Raw genomic sequence first — 22,806 nt, 5'->3', positions numbered from 1 at the left:
TTCCGCCTTCGGCAGAAGTGAACTTGTCGCGGGGCACAGATTTTGCCGACAGGAAAAATCAGCTTGTAAATTAAGAAATCTATAAAGACAAAAGGTCTTGCTTAGTGGCAGGACCTTTTTAATTAATGCTTTTATGCATTATATTAGCTGCTTCATATAAGGAATAAAGATCTCACACTTATTCGGCCCTACCATAGAAATAAAGAAATGGTTCCCACTCATCTTAAACACGCCCTCTTTCACATACCGATCTATAAACTCATACATTGGTATCCCTGCCATTGCAAAATCTATAGGCACGGGTAGTTTAATATAATGGCCCGCTGGTATCCTTTTAGCCATCAGGTTCTCTTTCATCACCACATCCATAAAGCCGGAAGTAACATCCTTGCTGGGTATAAAGATTCCTGCGAATATGCTCATTTGTTCATATGAAGTGACCGGTACAGCATCCAGCGTACTCGTAATCACCTTTGCCTGTGGTAACTCCTGTGCCTGCAGGATTTTGCGCAAACGTTTCTCTTCCCTTGTCATCTTCATAATCATCTGGGCTATCGGATCCTGGCCCCTGGATAAGATCGTATAGTATAACATACTATCCGGCAGGTACTCCTTCTCCGTGCGCTCAAAATTAAAATAGGAAGTCAGGTTATCACCTTTCTTATTAAACGCTTTCACAATCGCATCTACTAAATGTAGCGTACGTTGCTCATTCGGGAGGGTAGGGATCTTCCTGAAACCCCGCGGACTCTTGTCATAATATTGGGTAAATGCTTTTGTAAATGCCGCTACAGTAGCGTAACCGGTTCGTTCTGAAATCTCGCTGACGTTATATCCGCTATGCCTGAGCAGCCCTGCAGAGAGTTCCAGCCGGTGACGTTTTACATATTGCCAGTAGGGTTCTCCAATCACCTGTGTAAAACTGTGGTAGAAATAAGAGTAGGAAATTCCGAGCCAGTCAGATACGTGTTTCATCTCAAAAGAATCAGAGACATGATCATCTGCAAAACACAATGCTTTGAGTGCAAACAGCTCCATTTGCTCCTGGGCGGGAGGTTTTTGTTTCATAGCTGAACTTTTAAATAAAGAGCAATCGATAAGGGCTAAATGAGGTTTGTTGTAACCGATCATTTCATCTAAAAGACCGATAGTATTTTATAATGAATTGATACTATTCGAAAGTAAGGTATTAGCTGCAGATAATAAAAAAAACGTTTCAACAAATATAAACGTGTAAATCCGCTAATACTAAGCATTTTAAGATAATGTGTGAGTGTTTTGGTTTATATGTAACTCTTTGTTCGCAAGTTCTGCAATTAATTTTTGAGTATTTGATATTTGCTGCGGTAGTTGTTCAGCCTGCAAAAAAGTATTATTTTAGCGGCCGTTGTTTAGAATGAGAATGCCTGCTTTACAATTTTATGCCAGTCTCCTTCGTTATAAAACAATGTCCTGATACCCCTTAGCAAATACCTATCGAAATGCGATGAAAAAAGCTCGTTAATCAATCACGAAAGTTGATGCCAAATCTAATTGCATTGAGAAACCATTTTATGAATGTTATTTCTAAGAAGGTACTAGTTACTTTATTTGTTTGTCTTCCCTTTGCCGTTTTTGGACAGTACTGGCAGGTTGGTGGTGCATTAGGGATCAGTAATTACAGTGGTGATTTATCACAATCACGGGTGGATATGGGATATACCCGGTATCACATCGGATTGTTTGCCAAGCGGGATCTCAGTCCGCACGTCACTTTAGGCGCAGGGCTTACTTATGCGCGCATAGCCGGGGCAGATAGCACAAACAGGAGAGCAGATCTGAAAGACAGGAACCTGAGTTTCCGTTCACCTATCATGGAGTTTCATGTCAGACTTGAGTTGAATTTATTTGATATAGACGACAAGGGTTGGACACCTTATGTATTTGGCGGTGTCGGTGTATTCAGTTTTTATCCTACCACCCGCGATAGTAGTGGCGACATAGTAAAGCTGAGAGGTCTGAACACAGAAGGGCAGGGGCTTTCACAGTATCCTGACCGTAAGCAGTATAACCTGACAAGTATTTCCATTCCATTTGGTGCAGGTGTAAAATTCCTGATTCGTGACGACCTGGTAGCAGGTTTTGAAATAGGATTACGTAAAACATTTACAGACTACCTGGATGATGTGAGCAAGGGTTACGCAGATTATAATACGTTGCTGGCAGCATATGGTCCCAATACCGTTCGCTATGCCTACAGGGGTTCCGGGGCGTATCCTACCGAAGGATTTCCAAGAGGTTCGCAGAAGTATGATGACTGGTATGTGTTTACCGGATTCACACTGGCGTACCGTTTTGGAGGTGGTAGTGGTCCATATAACCACTGGAAGAAACAGAAAGTTTCAAACTGTCCAAAGTTTTAGTAAGTGTAAGTTGGTGCTGGTCAACGATCTTCAGGGAATTTAGTTTTTGGCATACTTCTTGAAATTTCATAGACAATACAGGAATAAGAGAAAGTGATGTGCAACTGATCATTGAGCAAACGAGTTCAGAAATCGCGGAGAGAGTAACGAATAAGATAAGAACTATGATGGTTGTACGCTTTTCCTCCCTGTTATTTTTTACCATTCTCCTCATGAAGATCCGATCGCGCTAACTTTAATTTACTTACTAAACTGTTAGGATCATGAAAAAGATATTATTCATTATTTTATTTATAATTGGAGGATTCGTAGTGTCGGATGCTCAGCCCACAAGGTCACCGCATCCACATCATGTAAGGCACCACAGGCATTTTCCGCCTCATCCTCCAAGGCCGCACAGAGCGCATCGGCCACACAGGGTGATACATCATCGTCATCATCATGTAGTGCATCACAGGCCACATCGTTATCACCGTCATGTGTATAACAATGTTGTAGTGCCTGCACACACTTTAAATGCCGCTATTAACGTTTAAGTATATATTATAATTCCTATATTTCAATTCCAATCAATTTTACCAAAAACTAAATCAAACAGTATGAAACAGATAGTAATAATGATGCTGCTGATAGGAGGAACCGTTGTAAGTGCAATGGCACAAAATGTACATCGTGGAAATAGTTACGAAAGAGGTTATCGTGTTCATGCTGGCCGTTGGGAGGATTGCAGTAAAAGTTATCGTGGTGCTTATTATGATTGCCGTCCAGGTGTGAGAGTGATACCAGCACCAGCACCGGTAGCAGTATGTGCACCAGCGCCTGCGCCAGCGCCAGTAGTGGTTTATGCACCGGCACCAGCTCCAGCAGAAGTGGTGTATGTAAAGAGACCGAGAGTGGTGGTTAATGCAAGTATTAGCTTATAATCGATATATCATTAAGGTAAAGGCTGTTCTCGAAGGAGGACGGCCTTTTTTGTTTTTGGGGAGGGGAGGTTGTTTGGAGGAGAGGTGGAGGTGGGTTGAGGTGTTTGTGGTTTGGGGGAGAGGTGGAGGTGGGTAGAGGGTGAGGAGGTTTGAGGTGGAGGAGGGTGAGATGGTTGTGGCTTGAGGGGGAGGAGGAGGTGGGTTGAGGGTGAGATGGTTTTTTTAGGGAGAAGTGGTTTGATTTGAGGGGGAAATGGTGGTAGTTTGAGGGTGAGGTGGTTGGGTTTGGGGAGGAGGAGGGTGTTTGAGGGAGCGGAGGGTGTGGGGAGAGGTGGTTGCCTTTGGCAGGCCAGCCCACAGCGTCATCTACATCAAAATAAATACTTTTGCCGGAGGCAAAAGTATTTATTTTGGGTTTACCTTCGCATAAATTTTCGAATCTCCGTATGGCATATAAGAATCTGAAACACTTCATAGACACACTGGAAAAGGCAGGAGAACTGGTCCGTATCAAAACCTTCGTAGACCCAATCCTGGAAATATCCGAAATCACTGACAGGATCAGCAAATCCCCGGATGGCGGCAAAGCCCTCCTTTTTGAAAACACAGGCACGGACTTCCCCGTCCTCATGAACTCCATGGGTAGCCTCAAAAGGATGTGCCTGGCATTGGGCGTCAATGAACTGGACGATGTTGCCCACCAGATCGAAGACCTCTTCAAAATGCTTTCCAAACCCAAAGAAAGCATTCTCGATAAACTGGCCATGCTCCCTAAACTTGGCCAATTCGCCAGCTGGATGCCAAAAGTAGTCAGCGGCAAAGGCGCCTGCCAGGAAGTGATCATGTCCAACCCGGACCTCACCAAAATCCCGGTTATTCAATGCTGGCCTAAAGATGGTGGTCCGTTCATCACCCTCCCTGTCATCCACACCAAAGACCCACACACCGGTATCCGCAACGTAGGCATGTACCGTATGCAGGTGTTCGATGGCCAGATGACCGGTATGCACTGGCATAAACACAAAGTATCCGCCAAACACTACAACGAATACAAGGCACTGAAAAAACGCATGCCGGTAGCTGTTGTACTCGGTGGCGATCCTGTATATACCTATTCCGCTACGGCACCCCTCCCTGAAAATGTGGATGAATACATGCTGGCGGGTTTCCTGCGCAAGCAGAAAGTAGAACTGGTAAAATGTATCTCTCAGCCAGATATCGAAGTGCCTGCTGATGCGGACTTCGTTTTAGAAGGATACGTAGATCCGGAAGAAGACCTGATCTGGGAAGGACCATTTGGCGACCACACCGGTTACTACTCCCTGGCCGACTGGTACCCTCGTTTCCATGTTACCGCTATCACTCATCGTAAAGATGCTGTATACCCCGCTACCATTGTAGGCATCCCTCCTCAGGAAGATGCTTACCTCGGTAAAGCGACTGAAAGAATTTTCCTTGCGCCTATCAAAATGGCCATGGTACCTGAAATGATCGATATGGAAATGCCGGTAGAAGGGGTATTCCATAACCTGGTGATTTCCAAGATAAAGAAAGATTATGCCGGCCAGGCGCAGAAAGTGATGAATGCCATGTGGGGCGCGGGGCAGATGATGTTCAACAAAATCCTTGTTGTCGCCGATCAGCACACTACTATCAGTGATTACAAAGCACTGGCGCAATATATGTTTAAGCACCTGAACCCTGGTACAGACATCTACTTCAGCCAGGGTCCGATGGATGTACTTGACCACTCCTGTTCTAAAATGGGCTTTGGTGGTAAGATGTGTATCGACGCGACTACCAAATTCGACGAAGAAATTTTGGATAGTCACGTACAGGATATCAAACCTGCTGGTATCAATAAAGAAGAACTGCAAAAACGTTTCCCTGAAATCAAAGGGATCAATGATAGTCTGCTGGCCATGGATATTCCTTGTTTATTTGTTGCCGTACAAAAAGCACGTCCGCTGCATATCAAGGAACTGAATGAACAGCTGTATGCACTGCCTGAAATGCTGGGCATCAAGATGATCATTTTTGTAGAGCACACTGTAGATGTCAGTGATCTGGCAACTACCCTGTGGCGCTTTTGTAATAACCTGGATCCAAGAAGAGATAGCTTTGTAGTACGTAATCCTGTACCTGGCAAACCAGGTAAAGAATGGGCGGGCATAGGTATGGATGGTACCCTGAAAAACAGACTGCTGGATGGTTTTGAGCGTGACTGGCCCAATATCGTTGTTGCGGATGACGAAACGATCCGTAAAGTAGATGAGAAATGGGCGGCGTTAAATATAGGACCTTTCCTGCCATCGCCATCGCTAAAATATAAACCACAAATGTATGGGGAAGAAGCTGTGGTACCACAGTAAATACCTGCTGCTGTTATTGTTTTGCAGTAACAGTTTTGCCCAGGTAAAGCCGGCCGACTTTAAGTACGTGGATCACATATTGGGATATTGGCGTATGCCTACGAAGCACAGTACTTTTACAGAGTATTGGATAAAGTTGGATGAGAATACCTGGCAGGGAGTGACGCATCGTATAACCGGTAAGGATAGTGTAGAGATGGATCATATGCAACTGGAGAGAAGAGGGAAAGACCTGTATTTCAGCATTGTTGCGGTGTCGGATCCAAAGAGTGGAAAGCCGGTGCCATTCAAGGTAACGGTGATACAAGCTAATGGTTTTGTGGCAGAAAACCCGGAATGTGATTATCCGCAAAAGATAGTATATAAGTGGAAGAAGGAGGATGAACTGGAAGTTCATTATAAAGGAGAGAAGGAGAAGACATTTAGTGAGATCATATTGGAGTACAAAAGGAAATAATGGATTTCCCACTTGCGTAAATCAATTTCCCAAATGTATAAATAACAAAGGCAAAGCTGTAATAGCTTTGCCTTGTTGTTTTACAAGTCTAAGGACAGTCTGCAATTGTACTACATTTGAGTTGGTCGTACAATTTATTATAACGCCGCGCCTGATCACAGGATGCGGCTATTTTTTTGTTATCCTTCGGGCTTCTTTATCTTTCGAAAGTTTTGGAGATGAGCTCTGCTCATCTCCAAAACTTTCGCCTGGCGGTGATTGAGGTGATTGCGAAGCAATCACCTCAATCACCGCCGATATTTTATTTATGAATTTCAGAAGTAAAATGAAACTCCACCGCCGGATTATTCGTCCGCTCCGTATTCAAATACCACTCACTCTGTGCCAGATAAACCAGGTGTCCATCCTTATCCTCCACCACATTCGCCTGTTTAAACCTTATAAACTCCTCTACCTTCGCCTTATCCCCGGTAATCCAGCACGCCTTATAAAACGGCAAAGTATTAAACATACAAGACGCTCCATACTCCTGCAACAAACGATACTGTATCACCTCAAACTGCAGATCACCCACACAACCAATAATCTTACGATTACCACCATGCTGTGTAAACAACTGCGCCACACCCTCATCCGTCAACTGTCTCAACCCTTTCTCCAACTGCTTTGTCTTCATCGGATCCTTATTCACCACCTCCTTAAACAACTCAGGAGAGAAGCTTGGAATACCTGTAAAATAGAAGTTCTCACCTTCCGTCAGTGTATCTCCAATCTTAAAGTTCCCCGTATCAAACAAACCCACCACATCACCCGGATACGCATCATCCACCACATTCTTTTCCCGTGCCAGGAAGGTATAAGGGTTACTGAATCGTACATCCTTATCCAACCTTACATGGTGGAAGAATTTATTCCGCTCAAACTTACCGGAACACACACGTAAAAATGCGATACGATCACGGTGTCTCGGATCGAGGTTTGCGTGAATTTTAAAGATAAAACCACTGAATTTATCATCTGCCACCGGAACAGGACGGGTGCTGGATTCACGATCTCTTGGCGTAGGCGCGATCTCTATGAAGGTATCGAGCAGGTCCTTCACCCCGAAGTTATTCACGGCGCTACCAAAGAAAACAGGCGCCATTTTACCTTCCAGGTATTCCGTATTCTCAAAGGTATCATATACACCCTCAATCAGTTCCACGTCGTTACGTAGCTGGGCTGCATCCGTTGCATTGAAAGTCTGATCGATGAAATCACTTGTCAGGTCAGACAGTGGAACGATATCATCATCTGTTGCTTTCTTGTTAGGCGCGAAGGATACAAAGCTCTTATTATACAGGTTATACACCCCTTTAAAGTCTGTACCGCCGTTAATTGGCCAGCTCAGAGGGCGAACCTTGATACGCAGTTTTTCTTCCAGCTCATCCAGCAGGTCGAATGGATTTTTACCGTCACGGTCCATCTTATTGACAAAGATGATCACCGGGGTATCGCGCATACGGCATACCTCCATGAGGCGTTCCGTCTGCTCTTCCACCCCCTTTACACAGTCGATGACCAGCACAACGCTGTCCACTGCGGTCAGGGTACGGTAGGTATCTTCCGCGAAGTCCTTGTGACCCGGGGTATCGAGCAGATTTATCAGCATATCCCGGTATTCGAAAGTCATCACGGAGGTGGCCACAGAGATACCACGCTGCCGTTCGATTTCCATAAAGTCGGAGGTCGTATGTTTCTTGATCTTGTTAGACTTTACGGCGCCCGCAGTCTGGATGGCGCCACCAAAGAGCAGGAATTTTTCCGTCAAGGTGGTTTTACCGGCATCCGGGTGGGCTATAATAGCAAATGTCTTTCGTTTATTGATTTCGCTTGCGTACTTCATATGCGTTTGTACCAAAAATGTGTGCAAAGGTACGAATGAATTGTGAAATGGATGTAATCTCACAATTTATCATTACTTTACATTTAATCTATGATTGCCACAACGCTATGATTGCCACGATTAAAATATTATGGAGTAGCCTGAAAATGGCCGTCCAGGAGCTCAGAATGAACAAGCTCCGTACGTTTTTATCTCTTTTAGGAATCACAATTGGTATATTCTGTATCATCGCTGTTTTTACTGCTACAAATAGTTTGGAAAGTAATATCCGCAAAGGCCTGGAAGCCCTGGGGTCTGATGTGATCTTTATCCAGAAGTGGCCATGGGATGGAGGTCCGGACATGCCGTGGTGGAAATTTGTGAACCGTCCGCAGCCGGAGTACAAAGAGTTGCGATACATGACGGAAAAGACCCATACGGTGCAGTTTGCGGCATTTGCGTTTTCATCTGGCAATAAGCGGATCGATTATAAAAGCGAATCTATGGAGGGGGTAGAGTTCCTGCCCGTGACGGAAGATTATATTAAAATTCAGTCCCTGAAGATCATTGGAGGCCGGTATTTTGCTGGCAAGGAGAATGACGGGGCGAATGTGGCCATCCTGGGAGGAAATATCTGGGATGGATTGTTTGGGAGTCCGGAGGCGGCCCTGGGCAAGGTGATACGGGTAGCGGGCAGACCGGTGAGGGTGATTGGCGTACTAAAGAAAAAGGGCTCGGGTATGGATGCCATCAATTATGATAATACGGTGATGGTGCCGTATGCCTTTGGCAAAACGGTGGTAGATGAGCGGTTGTATGGGGATCCGTTTATAACGGTAAAAGCAAAGCCGGGGATATCCGTAAAAGAGATGAAGGATGATCTGACCGGGGTAATGCGGGCTATTCGGCGGTTGCGGCCTACGGAGGAAGATAATTTTTCATTGAATGAGATTACATCAGCGTCCGGGAACCTGGAAAGTATCTTTGTCAAGATCAATATAGGAGGGATCATAATAGCGATGTTTGCGCTGATAGTAGGTGGGTTTGGAATTGCGAATATTATGTTTGTAACGGTGAAAGAGCGAACGAACATCATTGGGTTGAAGAAGGCCATTGGGGCCAGGAAGAAGGTGATTTTGATGGAATTTTTGCTGGAAGCGATTATGTTGTGCCTGGTGGGAGGAGGATTGGGGTTGTTGCTGGTATATATGATTACGTTGGTGTTGAATATGTTTGATGTATTTCCGGTGGCGCTGACGATGAAGAATATTATAATAGGATTGAGTGTGAGTACGGTGGTGGGGGTGATAGCCGGGTTTATTCCGGCGTGGTCAGCTTCGAAGCTGGATCCGGTGGTGGCGATCAGGAGTACGTGATGGGATTTGTGTTTTATTCAGATAGAAAATTCGATTTGGATAGAAAATCTCACTCAGATAGAAATCTCACTCAGATAGAAGAATTCACTCTGATAGAAAATATCATTCAGATAGAAGGATTTATTCAGACAGAAGGATGTCCCCTTCAAAAATCCGCTTCGCCTTTAGGCAGAAGCGGATTTTCTTTTTAGTTTTGCATCCATGTCAGTAAAAATACTCGCGATAGAGTCGTCTTGTGATGAAACCAGTGCTTCCGTACTGGTAGATGGAAAGATTCTTTCCAATTATATAGCTAACCAGACTATTCATGAGCAATATGGCGGTGTGGTGCCGGAACTGGCTTCCCGTGCTCACCAGGAAAATATCGTTCCGGTGGTAGACTATGCCCTTAAACAGGCAGGTATACGTAAGGAGGAACTGGACGCCATTGCCTTTACACAGGCCCCTGGGCTGATCGGCGCACTGCTGGTAGGTAGTTGTTTTGCCAAGTCACTGGCGCTGGCGCTGAATAAACCGCTCATTGCTGTTCACCATATGCAGGCCCACGTGCTGGCCAATTTCATCGAAGATCCCATTCCTTCATTTCCGTTTTTGTGTCTCACTGTATCTGGTGGGCACACACAGATCGTGCGGGTAGATAGTCCGCTGCAAATGAAAGTGATAGGTGAAACCATGGATGATGCGGCAGGAGAGGCATTTGATAAGAGTGCGAAATTACTGGGTTTGCCTTATCCGGGTGGTCCTTTGATTGATAAATATGCGAAACTGGGGGATCCGACCCGGTTTAAATTCCCTGAGCCACAGATACCTGAGCTGAACTTCAGTTTTAGCGGGCTGAAGACGGCTATTCTTTATTTCCTGCAGGAAAAAACCAGGCTGGATCCTGATTTTGTGCAGCATAATATGGCGGATATTTGTGCTTCTATTCAGCACAGGATTGTTAGTATTCTCATGAATAAACTGGTGAAGGCTTCGAAGGAAACTGGTATAAAAGAGATCGGCATTGCTGGTGGTGTAAGTGCGAACTCTGGTTTGAGAATGGCGTTGCAAACCTATGGCGAGAAGTTTGGCTGGAACACTTACATTCCTAAGTTTGAATATTGTACGGATAATGCAGCCATGATCGCTATCACAGCATATTATAAATACCAGGCAAAGGAGTTTGTAGGACTGGATGCGGTACCTGGTGCAAGAGCAGCATTTTAAATATGGCGAATCAATTTTTTCGTTTCAAACAATTTACGGTGAATCAGGAAGATTGTGCTATGAAAGTGTGCACAGATGCCTGTTTGCAGGGGGCGTATACGGGTTGGTATGTGGCGGAAGAGGGATTGTTAGGTGGGGGTGGTTCACAAGAAAAAGAGGCGGCGAGAGCTGCTGTTACTTCAGCGAAAGTATCTGTGAGTGCTGATATTGCTTCAGAGAAAGTTTTACCGGCGCCTCGTATTTTAGATATAGGAGCTGGTACAGGACTATTGAGCCTGATGCTGGCGCAAAGATTCAGCGAAGCCTCTATTACTGCCGTAGAACTGGATGTTGTAGCTGCAGGTCAGGCAAAGCGGAATTTTGCTGATGCGCCCTGGGCTTCAAGATTAAATATCTTAACTGGTGATGCCCGTACATTATCATTGGAGGTAAAGCACGACCTCATCATCACCAATCCTCCTTTTTATGAATCAGATTTAAAAAGTCCGGATCAATTAAGGAATCAGGCCATGCACACCACCACCCTGAATTATTCAGCATTACTGGATGTGATTGATAAAAACCTGTCTTTATCAGGCGTTTTCTCCGTTTTGTTACCCTATAAGCCTTATGCCACTTTTGAAGTATTAGCCACACAAAAAGGATTTTATCCCCGCAAAGTACTACACGTAAAGCAAAGTGTAAATCATGACAAATTCCGCACCATTGCTATTTTCGGCCGGGAAGAAACACCCCGCGATGAAGAAGTAATGGCCATTAAGGAAGCAGGCAATGATTACACAGCGGCATTCAAGGCATTGTTACAGCCTTATTATTTGTATTTATAAATTTAGTTAGAACATCACAGCATGGAAGGTTTAAATCAGATCTTTTGGGGGAATACTTTGTATGCCTATGTCATCGCGTTGGGAGTTATCGTAATTGGATTGATCGCTCTGCGCATTATCAAAAGTATCGTATTACACAGGTTAAGAAAATGGGCGGAAAGAACCGTCAATACAGTAGATGATTTCATCATCCGCGTCATAGACCGTGCAATAATGCCGGCACTCTACATCACGGTGATTTATGGTGGTATTCATTACCTCGTACTGCCGGTAAAGTTGGCGAATGGAATGCATGGTGTGATGGTATTGATCAATACCTTTTTCGTGTTGCGGGTATTGACGATGCTCATCGAATATGCTTTGATCTCTTATTTACAAAAGCGATCCTATGCAGATGCAAGAAGGAGTGAAGTGAAGGGGATATTGATGATCATCAACCTTGTATTATGGTGTATTGCGATCGTGTTTCTGCTGGATAATTTCGGGTACAATGTCACAACGATCATCACGAGTTTGGGTATTGGTGGTGTGGCCATTGCACTGGCTTCACAGAATATATTGAGTGATCTGTTTTGTTATTTCGTGATCTTCTTTGACAGACCTTTTGAGATAGGTGATGCGATACTGGTAGGAGACAAGAGTGGTACAGTGATGGAGATTGGTGTAAAGACAACCCGTATCCGTAGCACCAGTGGAGAGGAAATGATCTTCTCTAATAAGCAATTGACAGACTCACGCATTCACAACTTCAAAAGAATGGAGAAGCGCAGGATTGCATTTGTGCTGGATGTGGTGTATGAAACTCCTGCCGATGTGATAGAAGAGATACCTGCTATTTTAAAAACCATCATCACTGCACAGGAAGGCATTGCATTTGACAGGGCGCATTTTGCGACTTATGGGCCGTATAGTTTGAAATTTGAGGTGGTGTACAATGTACTGACAAGTGATTATAATAAGTATATGGATATACAGCAGGTGATCAACCTTGCTATTTTCAGAGAGTTTGCGAAGCGGGGTATTCAGTTTGCATATCCGACACAGACGGTATTCAATGCGAATAATAGTTAATCTTTGGATGGGTATTTCCAGCGGTTATTCGTACCTTCCGCGAATATGATTAGTAATGAACATGATGACATAGTCACATTTGAGAAATGTATTGCTTTCGTGAATGCTATCGGCATTCAGACAATATTCAGGAGTTTAGGTGATGATAGCTTTTTACCGGGTTTCCTGATTGAGAACGGTACTATCATCATTGACAGAGACACGTTGAAATACCCGGGAGATATACTTCATGAAGCGGGTCATGTTGCCGTCGTATCAACGAAAGATCGCGCCCGTTTAACAGAAAATGCGATTATTAAGCGGAAGGACAGGGAGGCAGAAGAGATCATGGCAATTGCCTGGTCATACGCGGCCTGCCTGCATCTGGATATAGATCCTGATTATGTTTTTCATGAAGAAGGTTACAGGGGTGGCAGTAGTGATATTATGGAAAGCTGTCGTATGAATGATTATATAGGAATATTAATGTTACAGAGTGTGGGCATGATGACGAAGGCAGGTGACAAAGAAGATTTTCCTCCGATGAAAAAATGGCTGCGTGCCTAAATGATATAGAAGTTGTTTATACTTTTAATTTTCTACAAAAAAGGGTTATAAGAGCCAGCCATTGCAATGCCATCCATGTTTCAACAAGTTTTTCATATCTGACAAGCAATGCTTTAAAAGCATCCATCCAGGCATTGGCATGTTCAATTTTTGTTCGTCTTTTGTAAAGTTGATCATCAAAATATCGGTATTCATCACTTTGCTTCTTTTGATTTCGCAAGTTGGGTTTTACATTTAATTCAATCTCGTAGTCAATGCATACTTGTTTTAAATCTTCGCTGTCAAATCCAGGATCGGCATTTACAAATATTCCATTGCAATTGATATCGGATTGTTCCAGAACCCCGATCATTTCTTTAAACAGCTTCACTATATCGTATAAGTCATTATGCTCTCCACTTTGCGCCGTTGATACCGTCAGCATCTGACCTCTGTTGTCACATAAGAACAAACTATTACTGGTTTTTGAAGCTTTTCTGCCTTGATAACCTACCGCCTGGCCACCACGTTTGACAGGTGTATGGCTACCATCTAACTGAGCGCTTGACAGATCCAGCAGTTTCTTATTACAAGATAAAAGATTGATCCAAGCCCTCTTGAATGAACCGTCTTTACTCCATTTTAAAAAATACCTGTGAATATTTTGCCACGAGGTCGCCCCTTTATCAAAATATTCGCAAATACACAACTCTCGCCACTGGCAGCCTGTTTTCATTCGCTTTAAAATCAACAGAACCACTTTTACTAAATCTATCCTGGCCTTAAAGCCTCTTTTGCCTTTGCTTAAATGTGGTAAAATCCAATCTCGTACCTTATCTTCGTCTATGAGTCCCAGAATTATTCGTTTTTATTTGCCAAAACAAAAATCCTTAATTCCTGGGACTTCCTTTTTATCCTTCAAAAAGTGTAAACAACTTCATACTTAAAAAAGGCGTCTCAATCATCATTGAGACGCCTTTTTCTTTATTATGATACATAATCCTCTAAATAGCCAAACCGCTCCGTAAGCGCCCCATTGGTAGCAATAGTTGCATTGTGAATGATTGTACTCTCCGACTTTAATAAATCATCGAATACATACTTCATCAACTGATCGCCGAAATACTGCGAGGCATCTCTTGGCAACTCATTTGGCAGATTACTCACACACATCATATCGACAGTATCCTGCAGGTACGGGGCTGTTTGTTGCCTTGTGTGCCGGTTCACGCCATATACCGGTTCCTCAATGGTGCAGTCACCCAGGTTACAGGGTACGGATCCATTAGTATCATCCGTGATATCAGCAATCACTTTGATCCTGAAGTTGCTTTTCGCCAGATCATCCCAGGTGAACAGTGGAGGGATGCGTTCATCCCAATAGATCCCATTCATGAGAATATCCGATGCCGTTACAAAAGGCATAAACCGACAATCATATTGATCAGGGTGCAGGTGGAAATCTTCCCTGCCGTAGGTCTTATCGGACTTTCTCAGGTACAGCTCTCCGGCTTTTAACTGGGTATATACCGGATAAGTGTAGGAGTTGATCAGGAACTCTTCTGGTGGCAGGTATTTAATACCCAGTAAGCCCATTACTTCCAGGGTACCCGCAGCCACCCGGCCTGAACCAGTGATCACAATCTTGAGTGGTGGTAGTTTGGCGCCGAAATAATGATTGATCAGTTCTTTAAAATCATGGCAGGCGTACACTGGTGTGAGTGAGAACGTGCCTGTTTTCCGGCCATAAGCCAGCAAACCATTGTGGGCGCCTACTACGCCTGCAAAGAAACCAAACCCCAATATCCGTTGTCCATCGGGATGGACGAGGCATTCATAATCGATGAGGTTGATTTTCTTTTCCAGGATGGTTTTCAGCATCTGCTGGTTCTGTGGTTGTTTTTTCCGTGTATGAGAAAAGAATAAATATGTCTTGCCTGGCATTAATTTCTCAGCAGGCACTTCTTTAATACCTAGCAGGATCTGGCAGTGAGACAGGTCTTCTGACAGTGTGATGCCGGCTCTCTCATATTCTTCATCCTTGTAGCAGCGCCATGGGGAGGGCTGTACGACGATGGTGACCTGGGAGTAGTGTTGTGCAATCCATTGACATTGTTGTGGAGTAAAGGCGACGCGATTATCGTGGGGCTGTTTTTCTTCCCGAATCAGTGCGATATATAACATACTGGTGATTTGGTGTGGAGCCAAATATATTGAAAAAATAAACAGGCCGGAGAAAAACGCCGGTCTGATAATTTAGTTTGCTTTTCTCACTTTCGCACTACCACTTATTCTTTTAGTCACCGATGGATTGCCTGAATAATTAATTTTGGAACTACCAGATGCAGATGCAACCAGGGTGGTATTACAATTAACTGTCGCATGGGTACTTCCGCCGGTTCTGATATTAACTACGTCCGTAGCCAGCTCCCCGGCATCCAGATGCCCACTGCCACCAAGGTTCGCATCCAAAGTAGTGCACCTGCCTTTTAGTGTAACACCTGATGAACCTCCTTTTGACACTCTGATCTCCTGACAGTTTACATTAATATTTACATGTCCGGACCCCCCGGTTTCAATAGCAAGCTGTGTTGTTTCCAATGAACCACTTATATTGGCGCTACCGGTTTTTACCAGTCTGGTAATATGTCTGCAGGGAACATATACATTTATACCCTGACCAAAGCGCATTTCCCACCATTTAAAAGAGTTATTAAAACCTACGGTCAGTGCATTATCTTTTACTTCACAAAGGATATGATCCATCAGTTCCTCCGGGGCCTCTATCCTGATCTTTCCATCGAGGGTTGAATCAAGATACACATTAGTAGACGCCCTTGCATGAATCTCAGTGTAATTACCAATGTCAATTGTTTTAGTGATGATATTTCTACTGCCATTGATTCGTCTGGCACAGCTGCAAAGAATTAGTGCCAGTAGTAAATAAATAATTTGTTTCATAACTTATTCGAATAAACAGGTAACAAAATATCTTTTTTTATAAAAAGTAAGATATAAAAAAATCATTCCAGTTTAGCATTCCCTGTTCTTGGTATTTTACTCCAGCCGTTGTTGTTCTTATCACGGCAATAAGCAACTTCCTTTTCTGTAAATGCTCTTTTCAGAAATCGTTCACCATGCCGGTCTATCAGCGTCTTTACCGTTGCTATTTCAATGATGTCTATACCTGAGCTGATTTTCATATTTTAAATTCTATTGCGTTCTTCAGAAGAACCTGTATTCCTGTTTCTCGCTGCTTTGATCTGATTGCTGCCGAAACGATAGGCGAATGATAACTTGAGCATTCTGGTTTCAGGCATGATTTTACTGCTTAGGTTCACGCCATTAAAATTGCTGCTACTGGTGGAGCCTAAGGTGTAGAAGATATCTGAACAAGCTACTTTTACAGTAGCTTTTTTACCCCATAGTTGTTGTGACACACCTGCATCTATAGTCGCTTGTGCCCCGTTTGTGAATGAACCATATACTTCTGCTGTTCTGCCCCATACAGATACTTCGAGTGCAGTAAGAGGTGTAAGCTTAAAGGTGTTTGTTGCACTATACATAAAAGTCAGCGTGTTATTGTTCAGTGCAGACTGATCGATTGTTCCATTATAAACGGCACGGTATAGATTCGTATTCAGGTAACAGTTCCACCATTTGAAAAACTCCAGATTGGAAGAAATTGAGAGACTCATGTTATCGCAGGATGCGATATTCTGAATGGCATACACGAGTTTGTTGCCATCTGTCGTTTCCACAATTGGTGCAGATACATCTCTGGTATGCACATAGTCTGCAGAGACAATCAAGTATTGTCTGAATGCATAACTTAGTGAGAAGCTATTGGAATATTGTGGTTTTAAAAAGGCATTCCCTTTCTGATACGTCAGTTCATCCATTCTTTTTTCGAAAGGATTCAGGTCCTGATAGGTGGGTCTGCCTATGCGGCGGCTATAAGCCGCATTAAAGGAGTGAGCATCGTTCATGGCATAGGAAACGGATGCAGAAGGGAAGAAATTCAGATAACTTCTTTTCACATCTTCATCAGTTACATTTGTTAAGGCTTTCAGTAGACCTCTTGAATTGGTTTGTTCACCACGGAGCCCTGCTTGAATACTCCATTTACTTAATTTGATATTATAGTTCACATAAAAGGCATAGACCTGCTCTTTATATACAAAGTTGTTTGTTTTGCTGCTGTCCGTTACATTCTTCCCTTCTTCTATATTATAGAACCGGAAATCATTATCTGTATTGACAGCGCTGACCTTTCCACCTATACCCAGTTTCCCTTTGAACAATGGTTGGGAATAATCTGTCTTGCCTACATAAATATGAATGTTTGCGGGCGTATTAATACGATAGTTTACTGAGCTGAGTACGGTGGTTTCTGTAGGATCGTAATAAATATTAGGTTGATAGCTTTTGTCATTTCTGTCGAAATTCACGTAGTCCAGATCCACATTCAGTTCTTTGCCAGTCGAATCATGATAGCTATAGTTTACATTGTAATTGAAATTATTACGGTTTTGTGGTCCCTGGCTGGTCGCTTTCATGATAGAATCAATGGAGGCAGCGTTGCTATATATGAAGGTACGGCTAACAGAGTTTGTTCCATTGCGGCTGGTATTGCCATTGATCAGAAAGCCGATGGTAGACCGGTTGCTGATATGATAATCTAAGCCTGCTTTAAAAGCCTGTTGTTGCCTGTCAAAATAAAAGGTTCCGACCTGGTCATAGTGTGTGCCGCTATAATCTCTGTCAAATGTTTGCGTGATCTCTGTTGAACCTTTATAACTGTTGTAATTACCATATAGATTCAGTTTATCAGTTCTGTAATTCAGGTCTGTGGAACCACTGTACTTTGGTGTAATGCCGTAATTGCCATTCACGATAACTGAGCCATTCAATCCCCTGGTTCTGTCTTTTTTTAATCTGATATTGATAATACCTGCAGTGCCGGCAGCATCAAAACGGGCAGATGGATTGCTGACGATTTCTATGGCTTCAATATTACTGGAGGGCATACTTTTCAACATATCGGCCAGGTCACTCCCGGTCAAATAAGATTGTTTGCCATTGATCATTACAAGCACGCCGGTATTTCCTTTCAGAGAGATCTGGTCATCCGTAGAAACTGCTACACCAGGAGCCTTTCGCAGGGTTTCTAAAGCATTGTTGCCAGCAGACGTGATGCTATTGGATACATTGAAGATGAGCTTTTCACCACTTAATTCAATCAGCTTTTTTTCGGCAGTGATATTTACTTCTTTCAGGTTTTTGGTAACCGTCGATAAAACAGCAGTTTCCAGCGTGATGTTTGGGCCTTCTGTGGTAATTGGAATGAACTTCGTCTGAAAACCTACCTGTGATATTTTTATCAGATAGGCTCCTTTGGGTATATTCTCGAACTGGTAGCCACCTGTCTGATCTGTGATAGCCCCTTTAACTAAAGCAGAATCCTGTTGCTTTAATATAACGACTGTCGCAAAATTCATAGGTTCGTTCTTGTCATCCTTTACGTGGCCGGATATTTTCCCTCCTGTTCCCTGTTGAGCAAGTGTCGGGTAAACAATTGTACATAACAGGCAGATTAACAATAGGGTTGTGTCTAATCTAAACATACTGACAATATAGTTGTAATGAGTGTGTGTTTGCGGTAAGTTAGCAAATTATGTAAGAAGAGCTAATGACTAATCTACGAAATGGTTTCCCCTTCAATGATCATCGGGTGTCTGAAATGATATTTCAGTTTTGAATAGTGGATTTTGACCTGCGAATTTTTATTTTTGTGGAATGAAATGTATATATACAGCCGGATTGGTGGTGGTACAAAACAGGAAGTTATTATTGGCTTTTAGTAAGAATAAGCAGGCGTGGTATTTGCCGGGCGGGAAGATTGATGCAGGGGAGACGGCAGTGGAGGCTATGCAGCGGGAGGTGCAGGAGGAGTTGAATATATTGATTCCTGTGGAGGAGTTGAAGTGGTATTATCATATAACGGCGCCGGCATTTGGGGAGGAGGATATAGTGATGGAACAGGATTGTTTTTTACATGAGTTAAATCAGGAGGTGGTGCCTTCGGCGGAGATTGGGGAGGTGAGGTTTTTTGACCTGGAGAGTTATGAGAGGGAGGAGAAGCAGGTGCCGGGCGTGTTGATCGCGTTTGGGAAGTTGAAGGAGGATGGGTTGGTATAAGGATATTTATAATAAAATAAAATTTGGCTGCACCGTTACAGTTTTGGGCAAAGGTGTTAGATGCAATAGATAGGCATAGTACAGTGAGAAACTACATACTACAATAATTTAATTGGAATGTGGCAGATCTAAGTCTGTTATTGGCCTGGGCCAACCTAAGGCCTCATAATATGCATTTCTTTCACATTCATCTTTACGATTGCCATAGTCTTCGTTGTTATAAGACAGGGTGGGTTTTTCCTTGATTTCTTTATAATCTTTTTGGTTTTTTGGGTTGAGGTAAAAGTAGGATTCCTCGAAAAGGTCAAATTTGGTTTTTAGTAGTTAAATGCCGGAGAGGTAATCTCCGGCATTCAAATATTTTAATTGTAGTAACAGATATATGCTACATCTGTGTCGCAATTTACTTCAAATGAAGAGTTTGCAGCCACCTCAAAACGCTCGTTCTGCTTGTATTTCACCCACTCACCACCTTTCACTTTTGCACTCATTTCGCCTAACACAATGACCATTGTTTCAGGCGATCCGGTGTTAAATACATACGTTCCCTTTTTCATCACGCCGACAGTTGCTTTCCCTTTTTCTACATCGATGCCGAGGCTTTGCACTTTTCCTTCAAAATATACATTGTGCGAAACTGTACTCATAGTGTTGTTGTTTAGTTTTGAGGGGCTAAATTAATATTTAATAATTATTTCTGAAATCCTAAAAGGGAGAGGAGCGTGGTAAAAGAACCTCCGCAAATCATCCGCCAGTAACTCAGGTTGTTCCCATGCTGTAAAGTGCGCTCCTGCCGGCATTAGTCGGCGATGTTATCAGCCCAACGTGTTTGAATTCGTTGTTGAAGATCGGTCAGGATTTGATGGGCAATATTGATGCTGAAAGGTATCATCTGGTTTATTGATAAAGGCAAAGGCCGGCGGTGGAAGGTCAGTAGGTGGGATGTTTATTTCCGGACAAATTGAGTACTAATACCAAAGTAGTGAAACATAATATTAGCTGTAGATCAAGGAAATCCCTATTTTGGGGAGTATCATAAATTTAACCATGACAAGAACACTTTTAGTTTTCGCGGCAATGTCCTTTTTTGCCTGCAAGCAACCTGCTACTACCCCAGCTCTAACATCAAGTACTGAAGACACAACCGAAATTAAAACCGGAGGGAACAAATTGATCGAAGTAGATGGTAAATACCATGTATGGACCAAAAAAGTGGGTGATGGTAAAATTAAAGTATTACTATTACACGGAGGCCCTGGTTTTAGCCATGATTACATGGAATGTTTCGAAGATTTTCTGCCTAAAGAAGGGATGGAGATCTACTACTATGACCAGTTAGGATGCGGCAATTCTGACCAGCCATCTGACACCACCCTTTGGACGGTATCCAATTATGTGGAGGAATTAGAACAGGTGCGGAAAGGCCTGCATCTGGATAGTTTTTATATAGTCGGTCATTCATGGGGCGGCATGCTGGCTATGGAGTACTTGCATAAGTATCAATCCCATGTTAAAGGTGCTGTATTATCCAATATGACAGCCGGGATGATTGATTATACCACCTATACCAAACAACTGAAGGAGCAATTCTTCACAGCAAGAGATCTTGCTGTTTATGATTCATTGGATAAATTAGAAAAATATGACTCGCCTGAGTACAATGACTTGTTGATGAATAAGCTATATACACAGGCGATTTGCAGGTTACCAGTGGAAAGTTGGCCGGAGCCTTTGCTCAGAGCGTTTAAGAAGGCGAATCATACGATTTATATACAGATGCAGGGAGTAGATGAATTTCATGTGACCGGGAATTTTAAGAACTGGGAATTCTGGGATAAACTGCCGGATATTAAGACACCTGTGATGGTGTTAGGAGGGATGCATGATGAAATGAGTCCGGAGGGTATGAAGCGGGAAGCGCAGTTATTGCCGAATAGCAGATTGTATTTGTGTCCGAATGGGTCTCATATGTCTATGTATGATGATCAGCAGCGGTATTTTACGAATCTGGTGGGTTTTTTGAAGGATGTGGATGGTGGAAAGTTTGTGGCGGATAAGAAGTAATTAGCAATTAAATTGTGAAGAGGTCGTCTCAGTTTTTATTGAGGCGACCTTTTTTGTAAGTAGATAATTCAATATGTTACTTTCGTGCGCCTCCTTTGCATGAAAAGTATCATCCCGCTAACCACCTTATCCCTCGCATTCTATGATTTAAATGCAATGAAATAGATAAAAAAGTACTACATCTGTGGCATAAGTTAACCTACATTTGAAAAAGTTAACTAATTAAAATCACCCATGCCACGTTTTTCAATGAAAGCCCTTTGGCTGTTTCTCATGCTATGTACCGCCAAAGTCTCCGCCCAACAGGAATTTATTACAAAGTCCGGGCATCAGTTCTCCCTTCACAACAAACCTTACTACTACATCGGCACGAACTACTGGTATGGCGGTTTGCTCGCCCTGCAAAAAAACGGGAAGGAACGCCTGCAAAAAGAATTGGATTTCCTGAAAAGCCAGGGCATCACCAACCTCCGCGTACTGGTAGGAACAGAGGGCAAAGGATTGGTCAATGGTGTAGAGCGGGTAAAACCTGCCTTCCAGTATGAGCAGGGTAAATTCAATATGGAGATATTGGAAGGTCTTGACTACCTCCTGTACGAAATGGGAAAAAGGAAGATGTATGCCGTTCTATTCCTGAGTAATAACTGGGAATGGAGTGGGGGCTTTTTACAATACCTCAGCTGGAATGGGGTCATTACTGATTCAGTCATGCGTAGCAAATTGAACTGGAATGACCTTCGGGAAAATACCAGCAAATTCTACTCCTGTGCCCCCTGCCAGAAAGATTACGAGAATCAGGTACGATTGGTCCTGAATCATGTAAACAAATATACCAAACAACAGTATATTGAGGAACCATCCATCATGGCCTGGGAATTGGCAAATGAACCACGACCCATGATGACTGCTGCTGTAGAGGCATACAAAATGTGGACCCTCACCATGGCCAGATTCATCAAATCTATAGACCATCATCACCTGGTCACCCTGGGTACTGAAGGTATTATGGGGACAGATGAATCTGCAGACCTGTTTAAAGCGATTCATCAACCTAAAGAAGTCGATTATTTAACATTACATATCTGGCCCAAGAACTGGGGATGGTTTAAGGATACCAGCATTGCCAACAGTCTGCCCGGATTGATGGCAAAGACACAACAATACATCCGGCAACATGAAGTAATCGCTGATGATCTGAATAAACCACTGGTAGTAGAAGAATTTGGCCTGCCCCGTGATCAGCATTCATTTGATCCGGCATCTGCAGTTTATTCACGTAATCAATTGTACAATGGCGTTTTTGCTGAATGGGCCAAAAGCCGTAAACAGGGAGGTGCTATTGCAGGATGTAATTTCTGGGCGTTTGCCGGTACTGCAAGGCCGCTTCCCGGGCAATTATTCTGGAAAGAAGGTGATGACTTCATGGGGGATCCCCCACAGGAAGAACAGGGGTTAAACTCCGTTTTCGATACTGATGTACTCACCTGGAAAATCATCCATTCCTATATATTAAATTAA

The 22,806-nt window shown here is 43.2% G+C and carries 20 protein-coding genes; 12 read left to right on the top strand and 8 right to left on the bottom strand.

All coding sequences use genetic code 11. From position 1 onward, the window contains the following. Positions 1-138: 138 nt before the first annotated feature. On the bottom strand, positions 139-1,068 hold the full coding sequence (locus QQL36_RS27450; RefSeq protein WP_179091177.1) for a helix-turn-helix domain-containing protein: 930 nt from the start codon (positions 1,066-1,068) through the stop codon (positions 139-141). A gap of 485 nt (positions 1,069-1,553) precedes the next feature. Between QQL36_RS27450 and QQL36_RS27445 the strand changes: the two genes are divergently transcribed. The 4 genes from QQL36_RS27445 (at position 1,554) to QQL36_RS27430 (ending at position 6,154) form a co-directional block, all read left to right on the top strand. Then, positions 1,554-2,402 (top strand): DUF6089 family protein, encoded by an 849-nt coding sequence (locus tag QQL36_RS27445; RefSeq protein WP_083724693.1) that lies wholly within the window; start codon positions 1,554-1,556, stop codon positions 2,400-2,402. 599 nt (positions 2,403-3,001) lie between these two features. After that, on the top strand, positions 3,002-3,325 hold the full coding sequence (locus QQL36_RS27440; RefSeq protein WP_321567462.1) for a hypothetical protein: 324 nt from the start codon (positions 3,002-3,004) through the stop codon (positions 3,323-3,325). Between the two features lie 446 nt (positions 3,326-3,771). After that, positions 3,772-5,697, top strand: coding sequence for a menaquinone biosynthesis decarboxylase (locus QQL36_RS27435; protein WP_083724699.1), 1,926 nt, complete (start codon positions 3,772-3,774; stop codon positions 5,695-5,697). Next, complete coding sequence (locus QQL36_RS27430; RefSeq protein ID WP_083724701.1) at positions 5,669-6,154, top strand: DUF6265 family protein; 486 nt, start codon at positions 5,669-5,671, stop codon at positions 6,152-6,154. The genes QQL36_RS27435 and QQL36_RS27430 overlap by 29 nt, the downstream gene beginning before the upstream one ends. 301 nt (positions 6,155-6,455) lie before the next feature. On the opposite strand, the gene QQL36_RS27425 is transcribed toward QQL36_RS27430, so the two are convergent. After that, positions 6,456-8,039, bottom strand: a complete 1,584-nt coding sequence (locus QQL36_RS27425; protein WP_083727703.1) for a peptide chain release factor 3 — start codon at positions 8,037-8,039, stop codon at positions 6,456-6,458. Positions 8,040-8,086: 47 nt separating this feature from the next. On the opposite strand from QQL36_RS27425, the gene QQL36_RS27420 reads away from it, so the two are divergent. The 5 genes from QQL36_RS27420 to QQL36_RS27400 all read left to right on the top strand — a co-directional run bounded on the left by QQL36_RS27420 (position 8,087) and on the right by QQL36_RS27400 (position 13,044). Next, positions 8,087-9,394 carry an ABC transporter permease gene (locus tag QQL36_RS27420; protein WP_220388833.1) on the top strand — a complete coding sequence of 436 codons (1,308 nt, stop codon included), beginning with the start codon at positions 8,087-8,089 and terminating at the stop codon, positions 9,392-9,394. A 201-nt stretch (positions 9,395-9,595) separates the two neighbouring features. Then, entirely contained in the window at positions 9,596-10,600 is a 1,005-nt protein-coding gene (gene tsaD / locus QQL36_RS27415) for a tRNA (adenosine(37)-N6)-threonylcarbamoyltransferase complex transferase subunit TsaD (protein ID WP_083727699.1), read from the top strand. 2 nt (positions 10,601-10,602) lie between these two features. Further along, positions 10,603-11,427, top strand: coding sequence for a tRNA1(Val) (adenine(37)-N6)-methyltransferase (locus tag QQL36_RS27410; RefSeq protein ID WP_083727697.1), 825 nt, complete (start codon positions 10,603-10,605; stop codon positions 11,425-11,427). Positions 11,428-11,448: 21 nt separating this feature from the next. Then, entirely contained in the window at positions 11,449-12,498 is a 1,050-nt protein-coding gene (locus tag QQL36_RS27405; protein WP_321567461.1) for a mechanosensitive ion channel family protein, read from the top strand. A 3-nt stretch (positions 12,499-12,501) separates the two neighbouring features. Next, positions 12,502-13,044 carry a hypothetical protein gene (locus QQL36_RS27400; RefSeq protein ID WP_321567460.1) on the top strand — a complete coding sequence of 181 codons (543 nt, stop codon included), beginning with the start codon at positions 12,502-12,504 and terminating at the stop codon, positions 13,042-13,044. Positions 13,045-13,060: 16 nt separating this feature from the next. Here QQL36_RS27400 and QQL36_RS27395 read toward each other — a convergent pair whose 3' ends face one another. The 5 genes from QQL36_RS27395 to QQL36_RS27375 form a co-directional block, all read right to left on the bottom strand. Beyond that, positions 13,061-13,843, bottom strand: coding sequence for a transposase (locus QQL36_RS27395; protein WP_255373922.1), 783 nt, complete (start codon positions 13,841-13,843; stop codon positions 13,061-13,063). 167 nt (positions 13,844-14,010) lie between these two features. Next, the gene (locus tag QQL36_RS27390; RefSeq protein ID WP_083727693.1) at positions 14,011-15,207 is read right to left on the bottom strand and encodes an NAD(P)-dependent oxidoreductase; all 1,197 of its coding nucleotides are present in this window, start codon (positions 15,205-15,207) and stop codon (positions 14,011-14,013) included. 72 nt (positions 15,208-15,279) lie between these two features. Next, positions 15,280-15,984 (bottom strand): head GIN domain-containing protein, encoded by a 705-nt coding sequence (locus QQL36_RS27385; protein WP_083727691.1) that lies wholly within the window; start codon positions 15,982-15,984, stop codon positions 15,280-15,282. 62 nt (positions 15,985-16,046) lie between these two features. Beyond that, positions 16,047-16,226, bottom strand: a complete 180-nt coding sequence (locus tag QQL36_RS27380; RefSeq protein ID WP_083727689.1) for a 4'-phosphopantetheinyl transferase superfamily protein — start codon at positions 16,224-16,226, stop codon at positions 16,047-16,049. 3 nt (positions 16,227-16,229) lie between these two features. Beyond that, positions 16,230-18,650: an outer membrane beta-barrel family protein gene (locus tag QQL36_RS27375; protein WP_321567459.1), complete on the bottom strand. Its 2,421-nt coding sequence runs from the start codon at positions 18,648-18,650 to the stop codon at positions 16,230-16,232. Positions 18,651-18,822: 172 nt separating this feature from the next. Between QQL36_RS27375 and QQL36_RS27370 the strand changes: the two genes are divergently transcribed. Beyond that, positions 18,823-19,224, top strand: coding sequence for an NUDIX domain-containing protein (locus tag QQL36_RS27370; RefSeq protein ID WP_321567458.1), 402 nt, complete (start codon positions 18,823-18,825; stop codon positions 19,222-19,224). A gap of 362 nt (positions 19,225-19,586) precedes the next feature. Here the strand turns inward: QQL36_RS27370 and QQL36_RS27365 are convergent, their stop codons facing one another. After that, positions 19,587-19,871: a pyrimidine/purine nucleoside phosphorylase gene (locus tag QQL36_RS27365; RefSeq protein WP_083727683.1), complete on the bottom strand. Its 285-nt coding sequence runs from the start codon at positions 19,869-19,871 to the stop codon at positions 19,587-19,589. Between the two features lie 400 nt (positions 19,872-20,271). On the opposite strand from QQL36_RS27365, the gene QQL36_RS27360 reads away from it, so the two are divergent. Then, the gene (locus QQL36_RS27360) at positions 20,272-21,288 is read left to right on the top strand and encodes a proline iminopeptidase-family hydrolase (RefSeq protein ID WP_220388832.1); all 1,017 of its coding nucleotides are present in this window, start codon (positions 20,272-20,274) and stop codon (positions 21,286-21,288) included. A 234-nt stretch (positions 21,289-21,522) separates the two neighbouring features. Then, a complete protein-coding gene (locus QQL36_RS27355; protein ID WP_321567457.1) occupies positions 21,523-22,806 on the top strand; it encodes a glycoside hydrolase 5 family protein in 1,284 nt (427 codons plus the stop codon).

It is taken from the genome of Chitinophaga sp. LS1, assembly GCF_034274695.1.
In the GTDB taxonomy this organism is placed as follows: Bacteria; Bacteroidota; Bacteroidia; order Chitinophagales; family Chitinophagaceae; genus Chitinophaga.
The sequence above is the reverse complement of the archived record's forward strand: the minus strand, read 5'-3'. Positions and strand labels throughout refer to the sequence as shown.

Bases quoted from the DNA above. Each gene is read 5' to 3' on its own strand.
- QQL36_RS27440 (WP_321567462.1), top strand. From the start codon at position 3,002: ATGAAACAGATAGTAATAATGATGCTGCTGATAGGAGGAACCGTTGTA.
- QQL36_RS27435 (WP_083724699.1), top strand. From the start codon at position 3,772: ATGGCATATAAGAATCTGAAACACTTCATAGACACACTGGAAAAGGCA.
- QQL36_RS27420 (WP_220388833.1), top strand. From the start codon at position 8,087: ATGGATGTAATCTCACAATTTATCATTACTTTACATTTAATCTATGAT.
- QQL36_RS27385 (WP_083727691.1), bottom strand. From the start codon at position 15,984: ATGAAACAAATTATTTATTTACTACTGGCACTAATTCTTTGCAGCTGT.
- QQL36_RS27365 (WP_083727683.1), bottom strand. From the start codon at position 19,871: ATGAGTACAGTTTCGCACAATGTATATTTTGAAGGAAAAGTGCAAAGC.
- QQL36_RS27430 (WP_083724701.1), top strand. From the start codon at position 5,669: ATGGGGAAGAAGCTGTGGTACCACAGTAAATACCTGCTGCTGTTATTG.
- QQL36_RS27355 (WP_321567457.1), top strand. From the start codon at position 21,523: ATGCCACGTTTTTCAATGAAAGCCCTTTGGCTGTTTCTCATGCTATGT.
- QQL36_RS27380 (WP_083727689.1), bottom strand. From the start codon at position 16,226: ATGAAAATCAGCTCAGGTATAGACATCATTGAAATAGCAACGGTAAAG.
- QQL36_RS27370 (WP_321567458.1), top strand. From the start codon at position 18,823: ATGAAATGTATATATACAGCCGGATTGGTGGTGGTACAAAACAGGAAG.
- QQL36_RS27390 (WP_083727693.1), bottom strand. From the start codon at position 15,207: ATGTTATATATCGCACTGATTCGGGAAGAAAAACAGCCCCACGATAAT.
- QQL36_RS27410 (WP_083727697.1), top strand. From the start codon at position 10,603: ATGGCGAATCAATTTTTTCGTTTCAAACAATTTACGGTGAATCAGGAA.
- QQL36_RS27360 (WP_220388832.1), top strand. From the start codon at position 20,272: ATGACAAGAACACTTTTAGTTTTCGCGGCAATGTCCTTTTTTGCCTGC.
- QQL36_RS27405 (WP_321567461.1), top strand. From the start codon at position 11,449: ATGGAAGGTTTAAATCAGATCTTTTGGGGGAATACTTTGTATGCCTAT.
- QQL36_RS27445 (WP_083724693.1), top strand. From the start codon at position 1,554: ATGAATGTTATTTCTAAGAAGGTACTAGTTACTTTATTTGTTTGTCTT.
- tsaD (WP_083727699.1), top strand. From the start codon at position 9,596: ATGTCAGTAAAAATACTCGCGATAGAGTCGTCTTGTGATGAAACCAGT.
- QQL36_RS27375 (WP_321567459.1), bottom strand. From the start codon at position 18,650: ATGTTTAGATTAGACACAACCCTATTGTTAATCTGCCTGTTATGTACA.
- QQL36_RS27425 (WP_083727703.1), bottom strand. From the start codon at position 8,039: ATGAAGTACGCAAGCGAAATCAATAAACGAAAGACATTTGCTATTATA.
- QQL36_RS27450 (WP_179091177.1), bottom strand. From the start codon at position 1,068: ATGAAACAAAAACCTCCCGCCCAGGAGCAAATGGAGCTGTTTGCACTC.